Source organism: Marisediminitalea lipolytica (assembly GCF_001758465.1).
In the GTDB taxonomy this organism is placed as follows: Bacteria; Pseudomonadota; Gammaproteobacteria; order Enterobacterales; family Alteromonadaceae; genus Alteromonas; species Alteromonas lipolytica.
Genome location: NZ_MJIC01000015.1, coordinates 244,432 through 266,318, shown reverse-complemented (window position 1 = coordinate 266,318; position 21,887 = coordinate 244,432). Strand labels below are relative to the sequence as shown.

At 50.2% G+C, this 21,887-nt stretch carries 18 protein-coding genes; 9 read left to right on the top strand and 9 right to left on the bottom strand.

Annotated features, from left to right (window positions below; translation table 11 throughout):
- Window positions 1-13: 13 nt before the first annotated feature.
- Genes BFC17_RS22610 through BFC17_RS15690 form a run of 3 tightly spaced genes read right to left on the bottom strand, consistent with a single transcriptional unit; the run spans window position 14 to window position 3,136 of the window.
- Complete coding sequence (locus BFC17_RS22610) at window positions 14-1,060, bottom strand: glycosyltransferase family 2 protein (RefSeq protein WP_070177438.1); 1,047 nt, start codon at window positions 1,058-1,060, stop codon at window positions 14-16.
- Complete coding sequence (locus tag BFC17_RS15695) at window positions 1,047-2,258, bottom strand: glycosyltransferase (RefSeq protein ID WP_070177437.1); 1,212 nt, start codon at window positions 2,256-2,258, stop codon at window positions 1,047-1,049. Before BFC17_RS15695 ends, BFC17_RS22610 begins: the two co-directional genes overlap by 14 nt.
- Window positions 2,255-3,136 (bottom strand): DUF6492 family protein, encoded by an 882-nt coding sequence (locus BFC17_RS15690; RefSeq protein ID WP_070177436.1) that lies wholly within the window; start codon window positions 3,134-3,136, stop codon window positions 2,255-2,257. Before BFC17_RS15690 ends, BFC17_RS15695 begins: the two co-directional genes overlap by 4 nt.
- A gap of 267 nt (window positions 3,137-3,403) precedes the next feature.
- Between BFC17_RS15690 and BFC17_RS15685 the strand changes: the two genes are divergently transcribed.
- The 5 genes from BFC17_RS15685 to BFC17_RS15665 all read left to right on the top strand — a co-directional run bounded on the left by BFC17_RS15685 (window position 3,404) and on the right by BFC17_RS15665 (window position 8,363).
- The gene (locus BFC17_RS15685; RefSeq protein ID WP_070177435.1) at window positions 3,404-3,976 is read left to right on the top strand and encodes a hypothetical protein; all 573 of its coding nucleotides are present in this window, start codon (window positions 3,404-3,406) and stop codon (window positions 3,974-3,976) included.
- 163 nt (window positions 3,977-4,139) lie between these two features.
- Complete coding sequence (locus tag BFC17_RS15680; protein WP_083271774.1) at window positions 4,140-4,919, top strand: sugar transferase; 780 nt, start codon at window positions 4,140-4,142, stop codon at window positions 4,917-4,919.
- On the top strand, window positions 4,919-6,349 hold the full coding sequence (locus tag BFC17_RS15675) for a glycosyltransferase (RefSeq protein WP_070177434.1): 1,431 nt from the start codon (window positions 4,919-4,921) through the stop codon (window positions 6,347-6,349). The genes BFC17_RS15680 and BFC17_RS15675 overlap by 1 nt, the downstream gene beginning before the upstream one ends.
- The gene (locus tag BFC17_RS15670) at window positions 6,346-6,681 is read left to right on the top strand and encodes an STAS domain-containing protein (RefSeq protein ID WP_070177433.1); all 336 of its coding nucleotides are present in this window, start codon (window positions 6,346-6,348) and stop codon (window positions 6,679-6,681) included. The genes BFC17_RS15675 and BFC17_RS15670 overlap by 4 nt, the downstream gene beginning before the upstream one ends.
- Window positions 6,682-6,725: 44 nt before the next feature.
- Complete coding sequence (locus tag BFC17_RS15665) at window positions 6,726-8,363, top strand: WecB/TagA/CpsF family glycosyltransferase (RefSeq protein ID WP_070177432.1); 1,638 nt, start codon at window positions 6,726-6,728, stop codon at window positions 8,361-8,363.
- A 26-nt stretch (window positions 8,364-8,389) separates the two neighbouring features.
- On the opposite strand, the gene BFC17_RS15660 is transcribed toward BFC17_RS15665, so the two are convergent.
- Together BFC17_RS15660 and greB are read right to left on the bottom strand one after the other, a co-directional pair.
- Window positions 8,390-11,155: a PAS domain-containing hybrid sensor histidine kinase/response regulator gene (locus BFC17_RS15660; RefSeq protein ID WP_070177431.1), complete on the bottom strand. Its 2,766-nt coding sequence runs from the start codon at window positions 11,153-11,155 to the stop codon at window positions 8,390-8,392.
- 164 nt (window positions 11,156-11,319) lie between these two features.
- On the bottom strand, window positions 11,320-11,796 hold the full coding sequence (gene greB, locus BFC17_RS15655) for a transcription elongation factor GreB (protein WP_070177430.1): 477 nt from the start codon (window positions 11,794-11,796) through the stop codon (window positions 11,320-11,322).
- 199 nt (window positions 11,797-11,995) lie between these two features.
- Here greB and BFC17_RS15650 point away from each other — a divergent pair, with 199 nt between their 5' ends.
- The 3 genes from BFC17_RS15650 to BFC17_RS15640 all read left to right on the top strand — a co-directional run bounded on the left by BFC17_RS15650 (window position 11,996) and on the right by BFC17_RS15640 (window position 16,152).
- Window positions 11,996-12,697: a hypothetical protein gene (locus BFC17_RS15650; protein WP_070177953.1), complete on the top strand. Its 702-nt coding sequence runs from the start codon at window positions 11,996-11,998 to the stop codon at window positions 12,695-12,697.
- A gap of 11 nt (window positions 12,698-12,708) precedes the next feature.
- Window positions 12,709-13,632 (top strand): hypothetical protein, encoded by a 924-nt coding sequence (locus tag BFC17_RS15645; RefSeq protein WP_070177429.1) that lies wholly within the window; start codon window positions 12,709-12,711, stop codon window positions 13,630-13,632.
- A gap of 186 nt (window positions 13,633-13,818) precedes the next feature.
- Window positions 13,819-16,152, top strand: a complete 2,334-nt coding sequence (locus BFC17_RS15640) for a Tex family protein (protein WP_070177952.1) — start codon at window positions 13,819-13,821, stop codon at window positions 16,150-16,152.
- A gap of 74 nt (window positions 16,153-16,226) precedes the next feature.
- Here the strand turns inward: BFC17_RS15640 and BFC17_RS15635 are convergent, their stop codons facing one another.
- The 3 genes from BFC17_RS15635 to bioH all read right to left on the bottom strand — a co-directional run bounded on the left by BFC17_RS15635 (window position 16,227) and on the right by bioH (window position 18,459).
- A complete protein-coding gene (locus BFC17_RS15635; RefSeq protein WP_070177428.1) occupies window positions 16,227-17,153 on the bottom strand; it encodes a putative metalloprotease CJM1_0395 family protein in 927 nt (308 codons plus the stop codon).
- A gap of 17 nt (window positions 17,154-17,170) precedes the next feature.
- Window positions 17,171-17,497 (bottom strand): hypothetical protein, encoded by a 327-nt coding sequence (locus BFC17_RS15630; protein WP_070177427.1) that lies wholly within the window; start codon window positions 17,495-17,497, stop codon window positions 17,171-17,173.
- A 161-nt stretch (window positions 17,498-17,658) separates the two neighbouring features.
- A complete protein-coding gene (gene bioH, locus BFC17_RS15625; protein WP_083271773.1) occupies window positions 17,659-18,459 on the bottom strand; it encodes a pimeloyl-ACP methyl ester esterase BioH in 801 nt (266 codons plus the stop codon).
- Window positions 18,460-18,495: 36 nt separating this feature from the next.
- On the opposite strand from bioH, the gene BFC17_RS15620 reads away from it, so the two are divergent.
- On the top strand, window positions 18,496-19,254 hold the full coding sequence (locus BFC17_RS15620; protein ID WP_070177426.1) for a ComF family protein: 759 nt from the start codon (window positions 18,496-18,498) through the stop codon (window positions 19,252-19,254).
- A 4-nt stretch (window positions 19,255-19,258) separates the two neighbouring features.
- Here BFC17_RS15620 and BFC17_RS15615 read toward each other — a convergent pair whose 3' ends face one another.
- The gene (locus BFC17_RS15615; RefSeq protein WP_083271830.1) at window positions 19,259-21,865 is read right to left on the bottom strand and encodes a M14 metallopeptidase family protein; all 2,607 of its coding nucleotides are present in this window, start codon (window positions 21,863-21,865) and stop codon (window positions 19,259-19,261) included.
- Between the last annotated feature and the right edge of the window lie 22 nt (window positions 21,866-21,887).

Here is a 21,887-nt window from a genome sequence, read left to right as displayed (position 1 = left end):
CAAAGAACTCAGGTCAGGGGTAGTGTTGCTTGCCCAGCATCACTTTGGTTAGCAGCAGCGCTTTTTTCAGGTAGCCCTGTTTAACCCGGTTGAATACCTGGAGCAAGGTAGATAAATACACCACAGGCAAGGCCCAGGGCGTAAACTTTTTCGCCAGCAGAAACTTATTTCTGGCCAGATAAAAGTCTGACAACATGGAGGCCGGACGATTAAGGGTTTTCGAACCGATACTACTGCCTTCCTTATGATACACCAGTGATTCTGGTGCATAGGTCAGCGCATAATGTTGCTTGCTGCGCAGCACCCAGTCGATCTCTTCGTAATACAGAAAATACTTCTCTTCCATCAAGCCGATTTGGGTTAAAAAGTCTTCCGGGATCAGCCACGAACACCCCGTAATGTAATCCAGGCGTTGCTGATAGCGGCCATGATCAATGTTGTCACCACGCTTTAAAAAACGGCCCAGGGTTTGCGACGCAATGCCGGTCCAGCGGTTAAAGCTCGCACCGCCCAGCGCTTGAATCACATTCGGATCGTCATAGAAATGAACGCTGCTGCCGCAGGTGTTTTTAATGCCCCTGGCCCTGAGTGCTGAAGAATGCTTTACCATTTGGCATAACGCGTCGGCCTCAACCACGGTATCGTTATTTAACAGCCAGACATAATCACAACCTTGCTGCATCGCAAAGCGGATCCCGACATTGTTGCCGCCGGCAAAGCCCAGATTCCCCTGAGTCTGAATAATAACCAGTGGACTTTCATCACACACGCCGTTGTCAACGTCTTCCCGGTTGTAACATTGGTAGGACAGTGGTTTAGCAACTGGCGGAATAATCAAATGAGGCAGGGGATGACAACGCCCCGGCACAACTGGCAAAACCCCGCGTGTCCAGTCCACGATATTTTTCACCGAGTCATCACTGGAGTCATTATCACAAACGATCACCTGAAAATTAGGATAGTTGAGCTTAAACACCGATTCGAGACATTCGACGGTATCCCGCCAGCCATTCCAGTTAAGAATGACGATTCTTACTTTTGGCTGTTCAGACTGCTTCATTGTGCCCCCCAATACACTGGTTTATCTCAGTGACCATGCTCCCCAGTACTTTATTCCAGGTGTACTGACTGGCGATTAATGCACGAGAGCATTGTTCCATTTGCTGCCACTGATGTTTGTCCCGTAAGATCAAATCGGTATAAGCCACCATTTGCTGAGCACAGTCAGTAACGGCCAGGTGTTGCAGGTTGGTGAAGTCGAGACCTTCTGCCCCCACCGATGTAGTAACGACAGGCAAGCCGCGGCTCATTGCGTTGAGCACTTTAACTTTGATTCCGGAGCCAAAGCGCAGTGGCGAAACAAACACCCGGGCACGGGTAAAATAGGTTTCCAGATCATCAACAAATCCCACCAGTTCTACCCCATCCGACTCGCTGACCAGTTGCACTAAACGCTCGTCAGGGTTAGCCCCGACCACATAAAATTGCAGGTCCGGATGAATCGCTTTGAGTTGTGGCCAGACGTCCTGCAAAAACCACAACAGTCCGTCCACATTGGCTTCCCAGTTTAAGGTTCCTACGTAGAGCAAGGCTTTTTCTGTGTCTTCATACTGCAACGAGGGTAAATCCAACTGGGAATCGTCGCCCAAATGATAGGTTACCCGGCATTTCTCTTTAACCGTGCCTATCTTCACCAGGCTATCGATGTCATTTGGCGCAGCAAAAACCAGATTAGCCTGTTGCGTCGTGCGCTGTTCGTATTGTTTCACCCGCACGGCCTCCAGGGCAGACGCGATACGATGCAACAGGTTGGAGCAGGACGTGGCAAAACGTTCCCACATCAGGTATGTCGCATTGTGGGTATGGAAAATAACCCGTCCTTTGTAATCGCGGGGAACATACTGATAGGCTTCGTAGTGATCCAGTAAAATAATGTCGTAGTGATGAGCAATACGGGCGACCTTTGCTACCAGTTGCTCCGAGCGCGACCGGTAAACGTTAATTGGCATGCCTTGCAGGTAACTCTTAAGCAGCACGCCCAGCGAGCGTGGACGCTGAACCTCATCAGACAAAAACACCGACAGTGGCAACTGCTGCTGAAATTCGCTTAATTTATCGCGACCATATTTCAGCGGGCACGCCAGTCCCACATCAAAATGACGGGACAAAAACTTCAGCATGTTCCAGCTTTTCATTCTGCCCCCACTGGTAGGCGGATAAGGCAGCTCTATAGAAATCATGAGGAGGGACTTTTTCATACGGCCTCCGGCGCACGATGAGAAATGTTTGCTATCCAGCGCTGATATTGTTCGGGGCTGAAGCCAAGATTGGACTGCACATGCACGGCAACATGTTCTTTATCGAGGTGATTCAGGTATGCCTGCACATCGTCGGCAGAGTGAATATCGTAAAACCATGAACTATGGGTGAGTTGCTTAAAATCCTGCCAGTGCCCGTTACCTTGCTGTACGTGTTCGACAAAAGCGCCATACAAAATGAATTCCGATAGATCGAGCTCACGGGCGAGGGCACGATGCCAGGGTTTCCAGGCAGTCACAGCAATATGGTCAAGCAACGCCAGGCAGGTATCACGCCGAAAGGCATTCAGCTGTGCAATATAACCATGTTTAATGTTTTTTTGACTGGTGATACCAAACAATCTGGCCGCCAGTGAATACCAGTTGAGATACCGGCGATCGGTTTGTAATACCGGGCCGCGTAGTTTGACTGATAAGCGCAACTTATCGCCCCGCCAGAGCTGATTGAGATTAAAGGGGCGGATAAATTCAACATCAGAATCAGCAAAAACGATGGCATCACAATCTACTTTTTCGGCGATCGCAAACTTGCACAGCTGCTGAAAAATCCAGCCTCTGACAGGCAGTGTCTTTTTCCCCCACCACCATTTACGTAACACCGGCAGATTAATATTGCGGTACGGCAGCAGTGATTCCTTGGTCATTAACACCACTTTTGCACTGGCCAGGTGTGCAAACAGCGACCACTCTTTCTCATCAATAATCAGGTAGTGCTTTTCGTAGCCGGATAAATAGCACTGAGCCGTAGCGACCAGCCTCTCACATCGCTGTAAGTCATCTTTAAAGGTCGGCGTGACCAATATATTGCGCTTGGACATCTTCACATTGTTACCTTTTGCACGTTATTACTTGTCGTAACGAGCAAGATAGCAACCACCATGCCACAGAAATTAGCCTTTATTTTTCATGCACTTACGCATTAAACGGAAGAATATGACCACGACTATGCAAGCAAAATGAAAATGCATTAGCAAAATGCAATTACGAACACTGGCGCACTAATTGAATAGCTTGATTAAACAGGCTGTTATTGTTGCGTTAACGTACCCCGATCAGCAGCTAAACCTTGTTTGAGGAGATAATATATGAAACCGGTTGTCGCCCGATTATTGTGGCTTTGCGGCTATGTTCTGCTGATTGGCCCGCCGCGGCTGTACGAGCTTAAACACAAAGCCCGGCAAACCGGCAATGAGCTGTCTAATCTGCCATTTACGGTGTTAATTGGCGTTGAAGTACTGGTGCGACTGGGCTTATTCCTGATGATTGTGACAGCTACGGAAGCCTTAACCGGTAAAGCCCGCTACGACTACTTTTTACTGGATTTTTTCTTTGCCGCGCTGGCGCTGGCCGGGGCTGGTCATCTCGCAGTCTTCCTGCTTTGCTTTAGCGTCTGTCAGGGCAACCCTTCCAGCATGCGCTGGTACCGACTGGGTCGCAATACCATTTATGCCGTACCTCCCGCTCTGGTGGCAGGCTTGCTGGCGTTACTGTGGCAACACCAGAATCACCAGGCACTGGTGAGTGGAAACCTGGTACAGCAGGCTTTCGGCTTATGCTGGGCCGGCTTTTTTATGCTGGGGCTAGCCGAAGCGTGGCTGATGCGCCGTAAGCCCACCGGACTGGACACAGTTCTTTCTGCCAGCATTCGCAATCGCTAGTTGCAATTCGCATTTTGCAAAATGCGAATTGCGCAGCAAAGTGCGTGTCCCCTGGCTGTTCCAGCGTCAAAAAATAATCATATACACATGATTCAAAAGGATTTTACGACATTGGTTTAATAATTGCTCAGCACCTCCTAGTCGTAAATAACCGGGAATCGTCATGCCCAAAGATGTCAACTACAGCAATACGGGGTCGCCACAAACCGATGGCGATACTCAGTGGCTGGCTGAACAGAAGTTCATTGAGCAGTACAAAGCTCACCATAGTTTTGTGAGACGTGTGGTCAGAAACTTGCGTATCCACTACAAACGGGCGCTTTGGCGTTTTGTAATTCAGTCTTCCCGGGCAGTAAAACGCGGTCTGGATATCGTGTTAAGTCTGGCTGCAATTGTTCTGTTGCTGCCTGTTTATGCACTTACTGCTATTGCTATCTACGTGGATGCGCCGGGCCCGGTAATTTTTACTCAGCTGCGAGCCGGTCGCTTTGGCAAGCCTTTCACCATGTTTAAGTTTCGCTCCATGGTAGTCAAAGCCGAAAGCGAAAAAGCGGCCCTGCTGGATCAGAACGAATCTTCAGCCGGCGTCATTTTTAAGATGAAACGGGATCCCCGCATCACCCGTGTTGGCCGCTTTATCAGAAAATTTTCCATTGATGAACTACCACAGCTGTTTAATGTGCTGCGCGGTGATATGTCCCTGGTTGGCCCTCGTCCGCCTACACTCAGTGAAGTCGCTCAGTACAGCTTATCTGATCGCAAACGACTCTATGTAGCGCCAGGCATTACCTGTATCTGGCAGGTCAGCGGGCGTTCAGAGATTGATTTTGCCGGTCAGGTAAAACTGGATGTGGCCTATATCCAAAGCCAAAGCCTATGGACCGATTTACGTATTCTGCTGAAAACCATTCCTGCCGTGCTACTTGGTAAAGGAGCCTACTGATGCAAACGCCACTGAACAGTTACTCTCTGGCGGTTTTAATTGAACCGACTGATTTACCGGCTTTACAGCCGCTGCTGGTGCGCCGCTCGCTGGCCTTGCTGCCAGTTGCCGGTAAGCCGATTATTCAGCTGTGGCTGGAACATATCAGCCTGATGGGCTTTACCTCGGTAAGTATCGGTGTGCGGGATTTCCCGCAAGCGCTGCGTGACTTTGTGGGCAACGGCTCTCGCTGGGGCCTGTCTATCGAGGTTCATGCACTTACCGAGCACATGTCCAATGAAGACGCTGTAGCGCATATTGCCGCAGCAGGGCCTCAGTTAGTTGCTTGTTTAAATGCCATCCCTACAGATAACCTGTCGATTTTACTGAGTCATCAGGTCAGTGAAGCCACCGTGCCTTTTACTGCGGGAACCGGGCAATACCCCTTAGCTTACCTGCTACCGAAAGCCAGCGAAGCGGGCCAGGAAAAGCTTTGCATCCCACTGACCGCTGAGTTTTTTAAGCGCATCGATAGTGTTAGCAGTCTTTGGCAGGTGAATAACGCCATTTTGCACGGGCAAACCTTCGACCCGTTGCCCAGCGGATTTGAAGTCGAACCCGGCATTTTTATGGAAACCGGCATCCAGGTTAAACCCGGCGTGAATATGCAGGGCCCCGTCAAAATCGGCCAGAACAGTTATCTGGGCAGAAACGTCAAAATAAAAAATAATGTGGTTATAGGTGCCTGCGTCATTATCGAAGACGGCTGCGAACTGGAAAACACCCTGATACTGGATAACACCTATGTGGGTGCACAGTCTAACCTCAGCAATGTGGTTATCGACGGCGCTTCGGTCTTCTCATTACAAGCCGGTACATTTACCTGGATAAACGACCCAAGCATCCTGGGCTGGACCAACAGCGCTGCCAATTCGGTATCCGTACTCGAACGCATCACTGCACTGGCTTTAATGGCCGTATTTTTGCCGGCTATGTTGACCCACGCTGCGCTCCAGTGTTTGCGTCGACGCCCGGTGTTTAAGCACGCAACCGGCTTTATCCCACAAGGGATGAGTTTTACTGGTCAACCCAGGCATCAAACGCTGGCGCTAATGCAGTTTACCAGTGGCAATCATCGCTTTAATAAACTGCCGTGGCTGACCGAAGTGGTAAAGGGCAATCTGCATCTGGTGGGCATAGGTCTGCCCTCATCCACCAGCCAGCCAATTCCTCAATGGGCATTTGAATTACAAAATAAGCGACCCGGCGTTATTACGCTGCATGAGAGTCAACCTGCTGCGCTGGCTGAGGAAACCCATTACGTTGAAGATCTTTATTACCTGAATCACTGCAAGCGTCCGCGCAACCTGCTCATTTTGCTTAACTGGGTAACCCGGTTATGCATTGCAGGGTTCAGTTTCACTAACCGGAAAAACGAGGCAAGACTATGAATATTTCACAAGTGGTAATTGACGATACCGTGGTGTTACGACTCACTGGCAAACTCGATGGCAGCGCCGTTGAGACCTTATCCAACCAGGTAAAGGAGGCCATCTGGTCGCGGCACAGCGCCATACTGATCAATCTGCAGGGGGTCGAATTTGTTGACTCAACAGGCCTGGGATTACTGGTCTTTTTATTTCGCCAGGCCAAGGAGCAAAATACGGATTTTGCTATCTGCGGACTATCCGCCCAGGCACTGATGGTGTTTGAGATAACCCGGATGACCAGGATTTTTGTGGTGCATCCAAATGAGTCAGCCGCGCTGAGTGTCAGCGCCTGAGATTTTCCTGAACTTACTTTTTACGAAGAACAGGCAGGTACCCCATGACCAGTAAAGCATTTTTTTCACCTCCGGCAGCCGCCGCTCCGGCCTCATTATCCAGGTCTGTTATCAAGGATAACTACACGCCTATCCTTGGCATTCCCATTGATAACCTGACGCTGGAGGAAACTACCGACGCGGTCTTTGAGTTGATAAAACAGTACCCGTTAACCCAGCGCCCCAGTTTTGTCGCGACGGTGAATGTCGACTTTCTGGTTAACGCCCATGCCTGGCTACCAGGTCAGTTGCCCAGGCACCCGGAGCTACTGGATATTTTGCGCAACGCCGATATTGTTACCGCCGACGGTATGCCGTTGGTATGGTTAAGCAAATTGCTGGGCCGATCACTTAAACAGCGGGTCACAGGAGCCGATTTGGTCCCGGCACTCTGTCTGCGGGCTGCACAGGAAAATGCTTCGGTGTACTTGTTGGGCGGCCGCGAACAAATCGCCTTGCAGGCTGCTGACAAATTAAAATCGCAGTATCCCGGCCTAACCGTCGCCGGCGTTAACTCACCTTTTGTCACCACCGAAGGCGTTAATATCGATAATGAAGCCAACGACCAGCAAATTGTCGATGCTATTAATCAGGCCCGGCCAGATATTTTGTTTATTGGCTTTGGTAATCCCAAGCAGGAAATTTGGTTTCAACGCAATAAACACAAGCTAAACGTACCGGTGTCTCTTGGCATTGGGGGTACCTTTGAATTTATTGTTGGCTCGGTAAACCGTGCACCGCGCTGGATGCAGGCCAGTGGGCTGGAGTGGATCTATCGCATCACCCAGGACCCCAAGCGCCTGATAGGACGTTACCTTACAGGCATTGCCAAGCTCGCGATAATGACCACACCTATGCTGTTAAACAGTCGGCCAGGCGCTCGTCAGCACGGTAATGCAGCGGCAAATGAGCAGGCCAACGCAGCTTTGGACATCCTTGATCAGGATATTGCATACCCGGATATTTGTGCATTAAGCGCAGACCATTATCATCTGATTTGCCTGCCTGAAGAAATCACCACAGACTGGGTTGAACGGAACGCCATTTTCATTACCCAGATGCTCAATCAACAGCGGCCGTTATTGCTCGATTTTACCGATGCTAAATACTTTGAACCCGGTACCGAACACTTGTTTTTGCAGATGTTTCGCCACTCTACCAACAACCATCAGCAGGTTTACGTGTCAGGGCTGAACAACCCGCAGTTAATCAGGCAGCTTAAATCATTCCGCGTGTATGACATGTTCCAGTTTAAGGTGTTCTCATCTTTCGAAAAAATATTATTTCTGATTGGTGACAATCAAGAAAGTAACGCAGTGCATTATCAGAGCCGGGCGGGTATTTTTCACATTACCATTACCGGCACCATTTATGCCCAGGACACCAGGCCAATTGATATCAGTGCAATTTCGGCTGCTTCACAGGGGCGCCCGCTGCTGCTGGATATCTCCAGAGTTACTGATATAGACAACCGCGGTCTGGCGCAGCTGGTCTGTTTGGCAAAGCATTGCCAGCAGCACCACCAGCAATTGGTAATGCTGGGTGCCAACGCGGCTTTTCGTCAACGTTTGAGCGCTGCCGGGTTAGCAACAGCCTTTGCTATGACTGACACCTACGAACAAGCCCACAGGCTACTGCGTTAATTACCCAAAACAGAGCACGACCCGGTCTATCTGACCGGCGTCGTTATCTCTGACTGTTCCAGGCCTGTTGCGGTCATCTCTTCCAGCACTTGCTCTGAAACCTGCAACGATGCCTCAGCGATGCGCTCAAACTCAGCAACCATTGCAAACACCCACTCCTCGTCTCCCTCAATACAACGGCGCTCTATATCTTTGGCAATGGCATGCAAACGCAGGTTAGCGTGAGAAGCAGACGAACTTTTAACACTATGTGCGGCAAATTCGATTTTTTTCAAATCACCGTTATCCCTGGCTTGCACCACTTGTTGCAAAATCTTACGAGTTTCGCTGATGTATACCGTTAGAAGCTTCGGCACAACTTCCCGGCTGGTGTCGTAAATCAAGCGGTTGAGCACCTCGGTATCAAACAGTTTGTACTGTAAATAAGCGCTTTCATCCTGTGTGGGAACCGCTGATACGGTGTGGGTAACGACCGTTTCCGGCTCTTGCTCCTGATGAAGTAAATCGTCAGACTGATTACCCTGCGACCAGTAATTAATTTTTTCGAACAGGCATTTCTTGGTGCAGGGCTTACTTAAGTGATCGCACATACCGGCTACTTTAAAGCGGTTGATCTCGTTCTCCATCGAATGCGCTGTCAGGGCGATAATAGGGGTTTGTGCATTAATTCCCTGCGCAGAAATAATCCGCCGGGTTGCTTCCAGACCATCCATCTCTGGCATGGAAATATCCATTAATATCACATCAAAAGGCTGCTGCTGACTTATCTCAACCGCTTGCTTACCATTTTCGGCAAATATTAGCTGAATATCTTCTTTAAGCAGTTGGTTTTCGACTATCAGGCGATTTGATTCATTATCCTCGGCTACCAGAATACGGATCCCGGGGTAGATATTCAGATTATCGTTTTTCTTAACGGTGCGGAGGGCGGCGATTTCTTCCTCGGTACAGTGGCTCAGGCGGATACTAAAGGAAAACCTCGCACCTGTGCCATTACGGTTATTCTGCGCCGATAGCTGACCGTGCATTTTTTTTACCAGATTCATGCAAATGCTCAGACCCAATCCGGCACCGGAGCGTTGTCGGGATGATGAGTTATCGGCCATGGTAAACTCGTCAAACAACTGCGATTTAAACGCTTCGTCAATACCAATACCAGTGTCGGTGACATCGCAAAGCAATTCAAATTCATCCCCCTCCATCGCCACCGCAGACAAGGTTACCGCAATGCTGCCTTTGTCAGTAAATTTTACGGCGTTATCAATCAGGTTTATCAGGATTTGACGAATGCGGGTAAAATCGCCTACGGCAAACCCGGGTAACGCCGGCGAAGTTTGAAAAAGCAACGACAGGTTCTTCTCGCTCACAGCGGTTTGCATAATACCCCTGGTACTTTCTATCAACGCTTCGGTACTAAAAGGCTTGGGCGAGATAGTAAAGTTACCGGAGTTCATCCGCGATAAGTCCAGAATACTGTTGATAATCTCCAGCAACTGTGTGCCCGACGACATGGCCAGATGAATCAGTTTGAGCTGTTCCGGATGCACGTTATCTTCTTCCAGTAGCTCCAGGATCCCCAGCACAGCATTCATTGGCGTGCGTATTTCGTGACTCATGGTGGCTAAAAAACGCCCTTTGGCTTCACTGGCCTGCTCGGCCAGTTCCCGGGCATCTTTTAATTTGTTTTCATACTCTTTACTTTCGCTGATATCTTTTAACTCGCAAACATAACGGTTGCTGTTCGGGTCCTCCCCAGGAATTACCGACACATGAGCTAAAGCCGGAAAATGCGAACCATCGGCCTTTATGATAGTCACCTCCTGCGACCAACTGCCCTTTTCATCGAGCGCCGTCCACATTTCTCTGCGTACGGATTTATCGTTATCAAAAAATAATCGGGTGGCTTTAAAGTCTTCTGGCAGGGTACTGGGGTAGCCCAATGTTGCTTTAAATGCATCATTGGCTTTTATAATGTGTGCTTCGTGGTCGGTGACAAACATTGGGATATTGATATTAAATACGCAGCTGGCCAGCAAGGATTCCATATGCAGACGCTTTTGCTCCGAGATATCGCGTATAAACGCAGCAAAGAATAAAGCTTCACCATCATCAACCGTACAAATGGCTATTTCGATAAAGAACTCATGCCCCTCCTTGTGCAGAGCTACCAGCTCAATGCGTTTGTTTAAAACTTTACTTTCCTTGTTTTTGTCAAATTTTGCCATAGCGGCATCATGCATTGACCTGAAACGTTGTGGAATAATGATTTCACTAAGTTGTTTGCCGACAATTTCTGCTTTCTGCCAGCCGAAAATGGCCTCTGCGTGGCTATTAAAATCGACAATAACGCCATCGCGATTGGCTGTAACAATAGCATCCAGTGAGGAGTTCAGCAGGGCCTTGGATTTCGCTTCGCTGGAGCTATGCCTTTCCAACAGATGTTTGTTTTGTTTTCGGTTTAACTCCGAGGTCTCGCGGCTTTCGCGCAGCTGGTTTATCAGGGTGTTATGACGCGAAACGAGCTCGTCAATAGCCGCTTCGCCCACATCGGATAGCGCAGACGAGTCCGTATCCCCGCCATTTTCCAGCTGCTTTTTAAGCTGGGTATTGGGGTTGAAAGCGGACATGCGATAAAAATGCAGGCAGGCCAGATTAAACAGTGCCAGGCTTATCGCTGCGCCCCAGTTTACCCAACTTGCTTTATCCGCAGTCAGGGGGAAATTCAGCCACAGCAACAAGATCGAAAAAGTGCCGGCATTTAACAGCAGGAATGGAAAATAAATTTTAAGCATCAAAGACACAAATACATCGCCCTCTAAACTACAGAATCCACGGAAAACATCAAAAGACAATTACGTAATAAGCGTAGTTTGTGCAGCGAAAAACACTCATTAACCAATAGTTTAATTTTTCGCCAATGGGGTGTTGAGCCGGGGGTGCTAGTGTGAAGACGGGACTAAAGCGGCTGGTAGGAAATACGGTTGATGTACCACACTTTAATCCCTTCCGGTGTTTTTACATCTACCTGGTCGTCTTGTTCTTTTTTGAGCAGTGCGCGCGCCATGGGCGAGTCGATAGAAATATAATCCTTGCGGTCATAAATCTCATCGGGGCCTACAATCCGAAAGGACTTAGTGTCGCCATCATCGTTTTCTATCTCTACCCATGCACCAAAGAACACCCTGCCCTCCTGTTCGGGCGCAAAGTCCACCACTTTTAACGTTTCCAGGCGCTTACGCAAAAAACGAATTCGCGAGTCAATCTTACGCAGCAGCCGCTTATTCTCTTTGTAATCGGCATTCTCAGAGCGATCGCCCAGGCTGGCAGCCCAGGTTACCTTGGCGGTGATCTCCGGACGGTACTCACGCCAGAGGTAATTCAGCTCATCACGCAATTTGTCGTACCCTTCGCGGGTAACCAGATCAGTTCGCAAGTAGTGTTCCTTTCTAACAGATAACCGGGCAAAGAAAGTATTGCCGGATTGTATCGGCAAATAACCGTAACGCCAACGGGAATCTGCCAACACTCTTAACCTTATAAAATCTATACTAATTGTGCAGAAAAAAGCGATGACAGCGGCTATTGTTTACCGCTATATTGATGCTCCTTTTGACGTAAATGGAATAACAATAATGAGCTTTAACAGCCGCAATATCAAAATCGCCCTGGTTTCCGCCTTAACACTTTTACTTGCCGCCTGCGGAAGTACACCACAGCCTACTGTCCCTCTGCAAACCAACAACGTAGGTGCCGATAAGCGTGTGGTATTTGCTTATGTCGGACCGGAAGATGCTAAAGGTACAACGCACATTTATGGCGCCAGCTGTTTACTTTGCTACGGCGTTGCAGCAGGTTTAACCAGCTCTCTGGACACCCATCTGGAGTCTACCGTTGATGCCACCGAACTCGAAGCGATTCGTGACGTTGTCATTAGCGAATATCGCCAGCATAACAGTAACATCAGCCTGGTAACGCTGAACACCGAAGTCAGCAAGCTGAAAAAATTCAAGGGCGAACATGGTTTTGCGCCTAAGGATTTCCGTCCGTTGGCTGAATCACTCAATGCCGATGTACTGGTACTGCTGGAAATGCAGGAACACGGCGCGTTCAGAAGCTTTAGTGGCTATGTACCCAATGGTGACCCACAAGGCTATGTTCGTGGCTTATTATCTACCATTGATTTAAAAACCAACGCTTATATTCAGTACCTGGTCATTGACGAAAAAGTGCAGCCTGAAGGCGAATGGGATGAGCCAACCACGTTTCCTGGCGTAACCCACGCTTACTACCAGGCGGTAGAAAACGTAAAACAAAAACTCGCTGACGCTATTTAACAGGTCGCGTTATGAACCGGTTAATTGCACTGTTGGTGTTATTGGCGATGGCGGGGTGCTCCAGCACCACGCCATACCGTGATGACTATGCCCGTCACGTTAATAGCGACAATGCCGCGCCATTTAGCACCGAGTCGTTTCGCATGGTCCTGGTCGACCCTGAGCAGGTCGATCTACGGGCCACTTACGAAAATGACAATACCGTTGGGGATTCGTCGGTTTTGTATCAGGGTGGCTCCGGCGCTGCCGGACTACTGGCCATGGTCGCGCAGATTGGCATTCACAGCTCTTTAGTCTCCTCGCAACGGGAAGAAAAGCTGGCCGCCATGCAGCAACAGGCTAATCAGCGAATTTTGCCACTGCTGGATAATGCGGGCGCCATGTCGGTTACCGAACTCATGCCTGAAGCCCAGTCAGCCTGGCTTGCCACAGACGAAATGCCTGCTGAGGCACTACAGGTAAAACCAATCTTTTTTAGTGCCCAGGATTTATCCCGTTTAAGCCTTAAAATGGTTATCTGGGTAACGGATCCCAAGGGCAGCAAAAAAAGGCCGGATAAATACAAAAACCTGATCCAGGTTTATGGCAAACCGCTTAACGAAACCGAAAAAACCGAGCTTCGTAACGGTAATAAACAGCTGTTGGCACAGCATCTCAGTGGATTGCTAACGACAGCTCTGGATATGGCTAAACGAGCAGCCACCGGCTACTATCCCACCGCTGGCGGCACCATGAAAACCTATAAAATCCAAAAGCAAGGCAAGAACAAGGTGATAAGAGCGTCGCAAGTTGACGATACCTGTCAGTACACCGTTGTTCGCGATCTGCGTAAATGGCTGATTGCCCTGCCCAAAAGCCCTGCCGAAGGTGAGCAGAACCTGACTGTTCAGCAGCCGCAACCGGGTAATGAAAACAGCTGTTACACTGCGGTGTAACAGCGCTTTTCAGCGCCTGCCCAGAATCTTCATTTCTCATTGCAAAGCCATGTGACACCGTCAGCAGAGGTGCTATACTCTGTGCCCATAAAAAAGCGTGGTTACGCTTGTCGATTGCAACTCAATAGTAGGTAGGAAGGGACACTTCCAATCATTACATTCACTACTGCCTGAATCTCATACATGATGATAATAAATACCATTGCCAACGAACTCGCCGTTAAACCTGCTCAGGTTGAGGCTGCCGTTAAACTGCTCGACGAGGGTGCAACCGTACCTTTTATTGCGCGTTATCGTAAAGAAGTGACCCAGGGTCTTGATGATACCCAGTTACGTAACCTCGATCAGCGGTTGGGCTATCTGCGTGAATTAGAAGATCGCCGTCAGGTGATTTTGAAATCCATCGGCGAACAGGAAAAACTAACGCCGGAACTCGAACAGCAAATTCGGGCCGCCGATAACAAAACCACGCTGGAAGATTTATATCTGCCGTACAAACCTCGCCGCCGTACCAAGGGCCAGATCGCTATTGAAGCTGGCCTTGAGCCATTGGCCGCTGCGCTGTTTGGTAACCCGACACTGGATCCGGAAGCCGAAGCTGCTGCCTTTGTTAATGCCGACAACGGCGTTGCCGATACTAAAGCGGCTCTGGAAGGCGCCCGCTATATCCTGATGGAACGGTTTGCCGAAGACGCCGGTCTGCTGGCCAAAATTCGTCGTTACCTTAACGACAATGCCTTTATTCGCAGCCGCGTGGTAGAAGGTCAGGAAAAAGCCGCCGTAAAATACAGCGACTACTTTGACCATTCTGAAAAACTCGCATCAGTACCCTCACACCGCGCGCTGGCAATGTTCCGCGGTCGTAACGAAAACATGCTGCACATTCAGATGATTGCCGATCCGGGTCAGGAAGACTCGCCAGGCCAGGCGTCTTATTGTGAACAAATCATTGCCGGGCATTTCGAGCTACGCAACCAGGGCCGCCCGGCAGATATGTGGCTGGCTCAGGTAGTCACCTGGACCTGGAAAATCAAAATTGCTCTGCACATGGAAACTGAGTTGTTTGGGCAGTTACGCGAAAAAGCCGAAGAAGAAGCGATCAACGTTTTTGCCAAAAATCTTAATGACCTGCTGATGGCAGCCCCGGCTGGTGCAAAAGTCACCATGGGTCTGGACCCGGGCTTACGCACCGGGGTTAAGGTCGCGATTGTGGATAAAACCGGTAAGGTGGTAGGTACCACAACGATTTTCCCACACGCACCGCAGAATCAATGGGACAAATCCCAGCGCACGCTGGCTAATCTGTGTAAGCAGCATAAGGTAGAGCTTATCAGTATCGGTAACGGTACCGGCTCACGCGAAACTGACAAGCTGGTGGCAGAAATGATCAAGCAGACACCTGAACTGAACGTTCAGAAAATCATGGTCAGCGAAGCGGGTGCTTCGGTGTATTCGGCATCTGAACTGGCTTCTAAAGAATTGCCGGAGCTGGATGTATCATTACGGGGGGCGGTCTCTATTGCCCGCCGGTTGCAGGATCCGCTGGCCGAATTGGTAAAAATTGAGCCCAAGGCCATTGGTGTTGGTCAGTATCAGCATGACGTGAGCCAAAGCCTGTTAGGTAAATCACTGGATCAGGTCATTGAGGACTGTGTAAACGCGGTTGGAGTAGACCTGAATACCGCGTCACCGGCACTGCTCAGCTACGTCTCCGGACTAAACAAAACCCTGGCGCAGAATATCGTTAACTATCGTGACGCGAATGGCGCATTTGCCCGTCGTCAGGATTTAAAATCTGTTGAACGCCTGGGGCCAAAAGCGTTTGAACAGGCCGCCGGATTCCTGCGCATTGTAAATGGCACTAACCCGCTGGACAGCTCCGCGGTTCACCCTGAAGCTTACCCGGTGGTCGACAGTATTGTTAACCGTACCGATGTCGCTGTGAATGATCTTATTGGTAACACCGATTTGCTGCGCAAGCTGAATCCGGAAGACTTTGTCAGTGACGATTTTGGTGTCCCTACCGTTAAAGACATTCTTAAAGAGTTAGACAAACCTGGTCGCGATCCGCGTCCTGAGTTTAAAACCGCCGCGTTTAAAGAGGGAGTGGAAACACTGGCTGATTTAAAACCGGGGATGATCCTCGAAGGCGTGGTAAGTAATGTAGCTAACTTTGGTGCCTTTGTAGATGTGGGTGTTCATCAGGACGGTCTGGTGCATATTTCGGCCCTGACTAATAAATTTATTTCTGACCCCCGCGAAGTCGTTAAAGCCGGCGATATCGTTAAGGTTAAGGTGCTGGAAGTCGATGTCGAGCGCAAGCGAATCTCCTTCACCATGCGTCTGGATGACACCCCGGCCCCACAAACCAAAGGCAGCACGGCCAAACCACAGGGTGGCAAAGGGAAAGGCAACAACAGCCGCAACCAGAACCGCCCGGCACCGCGCCAACAAGCACCGGCGAATGCCGCCATGGGTAATGCCTTTGCCGACGCCTTTGCTAAAGCCAAGAAAAACTAAGCAACGCGGTAGTCTTTACTAATAAGCAAAAGCCCCGTTCAAACGGGGCTTTTTGGTTATCTGGCAGCCGCTAATCAGGCCGAAGCGCTGAAGCCTCCCTCAAACGGCGTGCTCACGTTTTTATAAAACGAAGCGATGACAGCATTACGCTGCTGCATTTGCTGTGTATCGATTTGCAGCGAGCGGCGGCCACTGCTTTGGCTGTAGCGGTCGTCATCTTCTACCGCCAGTTCATCCAGTTTACGGGTAGGGATTTGTGGCTGATTATTTGCCACAATTTCTTCGAGGGTTGGCACCTGTACCCGCGCGGTGCTCGTTTGCGCCTCATCTGCTGGCGCAGCAGTCGCTTCACTGCGCTCATCCGCCAGCTTATTTCGGGCTTCAAACGCAATCCGCGAAGCTTCTGCCGCCACCTGTAAATCCTGCGGGGAAGGCTCAGCGGGTGCCAGTGCTGCGGCGCGCACCTGCTGCATTTTACGAATCGTCTGCTGCGGTGTATTCTCGGTAGATACGTCTATGGATACCTGGCCTTCCACGGCATAACGCTGACCATCGGGTCCGCGCTGAAATTCGTACTGCGGCGAGCCAGCGTACTGACCGCCGATACTGGCATGGGCCTGTTCATGCGCTCTGACTTCCTGATCGCGCTGCTGCAACATATCAATCTGACGCTGCTCAGACTGTTGCTGCTGACGATCACGGGCATCATCTTTACCCGCACTTTCTTCGTTAGCGTTATTAAACTGTTGGTCAGACTCAGCCGCTGTCTGAGCGCCGCCCTGATTGTTTTGCAGACGTTCGTAGGTAAGCGGCTGGTTGCCCTTAACCGACGACTTTAGTTTATCAGATTCAGAACCCAGTCCCTGTTCGGCACTGCCTTGTTTGGCATCGGCGGGCTGGGGGATAGTATCTCTTACGAGGTTGTCACGCCGGGCAGCTTCCACACTGAGGTTCGCAGTGGGGATTGCGAAGGACGTTGGGATTGGCGTGACGATATTCATTGGGGGTTATCCGCTGCTCAGGCAATGGTATCGATGATCTTACCAACAGTGTCGTTGGCTACATCGATAACCTTGGCAGAAGCCAGCGCATTCATAGAATACAGCTGCATTGAAAGTAAATCAGACGTGAGACTATCACCACCTGATGGCAGTAAATCAGAAACGGTAGATAAGCCACGCAGCGATGCACTGGCCAACAGATCACCCGGACCATTTTGCGCGACATCCTGCTGAGCCGTTCGCTGCGCAATGTTTAAGGCTGACTGAGTCATGCCATCAAAGGATTGCTGCAAACCAAACTGACCCGCAATAATCGCCGAATTTACGTTATTGCTAATTGCCATACACTACCCCCACACTCTCATGGTTAATTATTAACCAAAAAGCGCTAAAAGGAAAGCCTGCTGTTGCAGTAGAGGTGTTGATAAAACGTTACACAGCCCTTGCCAATAAAGGGGTGATAGCCAAAAATGCCAGGCCAGTGAGTGCTGTAACGGCTATGACCCTAAACACGGGTCATATTGTTTATAAAATTCAGCATGATATCGGCGGTTTGCCGGGGGTGCGAAATAAACGGAGCATGCGCCGCATGGGGCATTACCACGGTGTCTGCACGGGGATGCAACTCGTGGATACGATCGATACTGCTGGTTGGTACCAGACTATCCAGGCGGCCGTAGAGCCGGAGTGTAGGCTGACTGGTGCGGCCAATCATGCCGCGCAGATCGACAGTTTCAAGCAACGAAAGTCCGGCAGCCAGCGCTTCCTCTGCTGGCGACGGCAGCTCACTAAGCTGCTGACGAATCGCTTTAACGTCTTGTTTGGCAGTAGCGCTGCCCATGGCCTGAATCGCCAGAAAACGGTCCAGGGTTTTTTCGTAGTCACGGGCCAGCTGGCGCTGAAATCCCTGCAATATTTCCGGCTCTATGCCTTTCCAGCAGCCTTTAGATACAAAACAGGGCGAAGACGCCATAGTGATTAACCCGGCCACTTTTTCCGGATAGCTAAGTGCCAGTTGTTGCGCCACTAAACCACCCAGTGACCAGCCAGCGACAATTGCCCCTTCAGGCAGGGATTCATTAACCAGCGCCGCCAGATTTTCTATGGAGTAATCTTCAGGCAACTGGTCGCTGTTTTGACCAAAGCCGGGCAGGCAAACACGGGTAATGTGCAGCTCGTCGGCTAAAAAAGGTAAGAATTCACTAAAAACCGCGCTGTTCATACCCCAGCCATGGAGTAAAACCAGTGCTTTTCCCGCTCCCTGAGACAGGCTTTTAAGGCCTGCATTAGTGTTATTGTCAACCACGCGATCACTTCCCCTTAAAACGTAGCAAAAGTTTACATGAGCATTTTAAAAAGCCCAATAAAGAAATGTCTGGAATCGCTAAGTCTCGCGACGAAATACCTGCCACAGGGCCTTTGTTATCTGTGTCAGCAGCCTTCCGCAGCCTCGGTTTGCCCCACTTGCGAGCAAGACTGCTTATTCTTTAACTGCGCCAAAGCTGGCCATAACCTGCTTAACTGGCCCGCCATAAAACAAGGGCTGACCCCGGGTAAGTATCAACAGCTTGTGGCATTGAGTTATTTTCAGTGGCCGCTTGATCATCTGGTTCGCCGGTTTAAATATGGCCACCCTAAACTTGCCAGTATTCTGGTGCCGTGGTTTTTACGCTATACCCAGGTCACCAGCCAGCCTTTACCAGACTGTTTACTGCCGGTACCGGTCAGCCCCTGGCGATATGGCCAGCGCCAGTATCATCAAACTTTATTGCTGGCCCACGCTCTGGGTAAAGCGCTTAATATTGAGGTATCGGCAAACTGGGCGCGACGTCGGGGCTGGCAGGCCAGTCAGCAATCGCTGGGGAGACAGGCGCGCCTGCGTAATCTTAAGCAGGCTTATCAGTTAAATCAGGCACCATTGCCACGCCGGGTAGCAATTATTGACGATGTGGTTACCACCGGTGCGACCATTGCTACCCTTAGCAAAATGCTGCATAAAGCATCACCAGAAACTGAAATTGTGGTGTGGGCGATGGCCATTACGCCGGTAAAACCCGACCCACATATTCTGCAGGCCGGGTACCAGTTTAATCTGCCCTAGAGGTTTAGTTGATGGCATTGGCCATAAATAACGCATTACTCATAAGCTTATTGGTGCCGTACCAAAACCCTCTGAACTGTGGGTCGTCGATAAAGCCAATCACCCGCCCTTTGCCCATAGGCTGCGCCATGGTAGCAACAGAGCCTGCAATTTCTTCGGCCAGTACGTCGGCACTAAATCCTGCAACTAACGGAGACTCGCTGTAACGCCCCGGCACGACCAGTGGTGAGGCACTGCTACTGGCCATCATATTACTGGTTTTAAACAGGTTTAAGGTAGACTTATCAAAGCCATAATATAGCGGGTGGGAGATATCAATATTGGCCTGATACACAGCACCTGCCACTAACTGCTGTGCATTGTGCGCAGCGCGCTCACCAAAGGTTAAGCTTTTTTCGCTGAATAACTCCGCGACATCCTCACGAGAAGTGAGCTTAACATCCAGCCACTTATACTGGCTAAACAGTCGCAGAGCTGAGGTTTGCCCCACCAGAGTGCCCCCCGCTCTTACCCAGTCTGAAATAGTATCTGCCAGCTTACCGGATAAATCGTAACGCCCACCCACGAACAGAATGTGGGTATAGTTATTCAGATCGATGCGGGCTAAACGCTGCTGCTCTACCAGGGTAACCGGCATGCCAACCTGGGTATCCAGGTAGTGCCAGACTTCCCCGGCCTCATACTGACTTACGCCTTCACCACCAACCAACAACACCTTAGGCGCGGTGACCGGCACCATGCTGCGGCTGCCAATATCAATACCCTGTTGGGTAAAACCACTGGTAATGGATAACAGCGGGACACCGCTATCCTGTGCCGCCTGATTTAACAACACAGTTAACTGCGATGGTTGTGGTACACCTTGCGGAATTACAATCGTACCCGCCGCAAAAGCCTTATCGCCACTGGCAGTTTTAGCGGTAAAGGCTTTGGTTGCTATGCGGGTCTGCACGTTGGCCGCACTCAGGCGTTGTAACAACGCGGGCGCTTTGTAGTGGTGCCATTCAAACGCATAGGCATAGGCGTTTTGCTGAACTGCGGTAATGGTTGGTTTGGCCACAGCGGTGGCCGAAGCAAGTTTTGCCCGGCGCAGCTCGCGGCTGCTCATTGGCGCAAAGTCTAAATCAAAAGCCAGCGGCAGGTTAAAGTTAGACACATCATAGAAGGTATTATCGACAAATTTTTGCTGGGTCGAGAATAACGCTTTAACCAAACGGTACTGGGGCTGTGCCAAAGGTACTACCAAGGTTTGTCCGGCGGCGTAAGTAGTATCATTAACCTCAAGATCCTGCGTCGCAACCTGATAAGCAATATTGTGCTGGGCCAGAACCCAGCGGGCTTGTTCGAGTCGCCAGGCATCCAGGGGTTCGTGCAGCAAATAAGCAGCATGGTCATCCTGACTGGCTAACTCTTCGGTTTCCTTATAAAAATTCTGCTGATAATCGAGAATGGCCGCCTTGTTTGCCATGGCACCGTCGAACACCGCGACTGACATAGTAAACTGATTCTGAATTGTTTTGGCAAAGGCCAGTGGACCATTGATGGAATCCTGCAGGTGGCCGCGACTGCTGGCCTGCTCAAACAGCACTCCGATGCTGCCCTGGGCGTCGGGATAAGACGAGCCCTTGCCATAGTAAAAATCGTCAAACCCTTCCTGACTGAAGTATAGCTGTTTCTGCTGGTCAAACGCCTTTACATAATACTCAGCCAAGGCATTGGTTAGTCGTACGTTTCCTTCTGGTGTAAAAGGGTTTTTGCGGCTGGGGACGCCGGGCTGAAAGAAATAGCTGCTGTCGGTACCCATTTCGTGAAAATCGGTCAGTATATGCGGTCGCCACTGCTGAAACCGGGTAATGCGGGCGCGGGATTCCGGGTGAACCATCATTAACCAGTCACGGTTTAAATCAAACCAGTAATGGTTTGTACGTCCGTTAGGCCAGCCTTCGGTATGCTCACGGTCTGCGGGGTCCGACGATAACACCTGACCTTTATGCATATTTGCCCACTGTGCAAACCGGGACAGACCATCCGGGTTGTATGACGGATCCAGCAGCACCACGTTTTCTTTTAATAAACGAGTGACCCGCTCATCCTGTGAGGCAGCAAGATAGTAAGCCACTAACAAAGAGGCATTTGCCCCCGATGGCTCATTGCCATGCACGCTGTAACCCATGTAAAAAAACAGCGGGGCATCACTGCCTGGCTTTTTACCCTGCTGCACCTGTGCAATATGAGCCGCTTGCCAGTCTGGCAGCTTGCTGCGATTTTCTGGCGCAGTAATGGTGAGTAACAACAGCGGCCGCTGTTCATGGGTGTAGCCGGTGACTTCCAGGCTAACCCGGTCTGAGGCGTCAGCTAAACGACGCATATAATTTACCAGTAAGTCGTGGCGAATATGCCAGTCCCCTACCTTAAAGCCGATCACAGATTCTGGCGTGGGGATGGCCGGATCGAGTTTGACATCGGCAGGCAAATATTGCGCGGCGGTTTTACCCTGTGCCAGCGCAACGCTACTTGCGCAAAGCGCAAAAAGGCCTAGCAGCAGATGACAGATAATAGTGAAACAAGAACGGGGAGAGTTAGATTTTGTCGTGATTGGCGCTGATAGCATTTTACGGACACCATAATTAGTT

Coding starts and splice junctions, on each gene's coding strand:
- BFC17_RS15690 (WP_070177436.1), bottom strand. CDS start 3,136: ATGTCCAAGCGCAATATATTGGTCACGCCGACCTTTAAAGATGACTTA.
- BFC17_RS15635 (WP_070177428.1), bottom strand. CDS start 17,153: ATGAATATCGTCACGCCAATCCCAACGTCCTTCGCAATCCCCACTGCG.
- BFC17_RS15680 (WP_083271774.1), top strand. CDS start 4,140: ATGCCCAAAGATGTCAACTACAGCAATACGGGGTCGCCACAAACCGAT.
- BFC17_RS22610 (WP_070177438.1), bottom strand. CDS start 1,060: ATGAAGCAGTCTGAACAGCCAAAAGTAAGAATCGTCATTCTTAACTGG.
- BFC17_RS15640 (WP_070177952.1), top strand. CDS start 13,819: ATGATAATAAATACCATTGCCAACGAACTCGCCGTTAAACCTGCTCAG.
- BFC17_RS15615 (WP_083271830.1), bottom strand. CDS start 21,865: ATGCTATCAGCGCCAATCACGACAAAATCTAACTCTCCCCGTTCTTGT.
- BFC17_RS15660 (WP_070177431.1), bottom strand. CDS start 11,155: ATGCTTAAAATTTATTTTCCATTCCTGCTGTTAAATGCCGGCACTTTT.
- BFC17_RS15665 (WP_070177432.1), top strand. CDS start 6,726: ATGACCAGTAAAGCATTTTTTTCACCTCCGGCAGCCGCCGCTCCGGCC.
- BFC17_RS15645 (WP_070177429.1), top strand. CDS start 12,709: ATGAACCGGTTAATTGCACTGTTGGTGTTATTGGCGATGGCGGGGTGC.
- BFC17_RS15670 (WP_070177433.1), top strand. CDS start 6,346: ATGAATATTTCACAAGTGGTAATTGACGATACCGTGGTGTTACGACTC.
- BFC17_RS15650 (WP_070177953.1), top strand. CDS start 11,996: ATGAGCTTTAACAGCCGCAATATCAAAATCGCCCTGGTTTCCGCCTTA.
- BFC17_RS15675 (WP_070177434.1), top strand. CDS start 4,919: ATGCAAACGCCACTGAACAGTTACTCTCTGGCGGTTTTAATTGAACCG.
- BFC17_RS15695 (WP_070177437.1), bottom strand. CDS start 2,258: ATGAAAAAGTCCCTCCTCATGATTTCTATAGAGCTGCCTTATCCGCCT.
- BFC17_RS15620 (WP_070177426.1), top strand. CDS start 18,496: ATGAGCATTTTAAAAAGCCCAATAAAGAAATGTCTGGAATCGCTAAGT.
- BFC17_RS15630 (WP_070177427.1), bottom strand. CDS start 17,497: ATGGCAATTAGCAATAACGTAAATTCGGCGATTATTGCGGGTCAGTTT.
- BFC17_RS15685 (WP_070177435.1), top strand. CDS start 3,404: ATGAAACCGGTTGTCGCCCGATTATTGTGGCTTTGCGGCTATGTTCTG.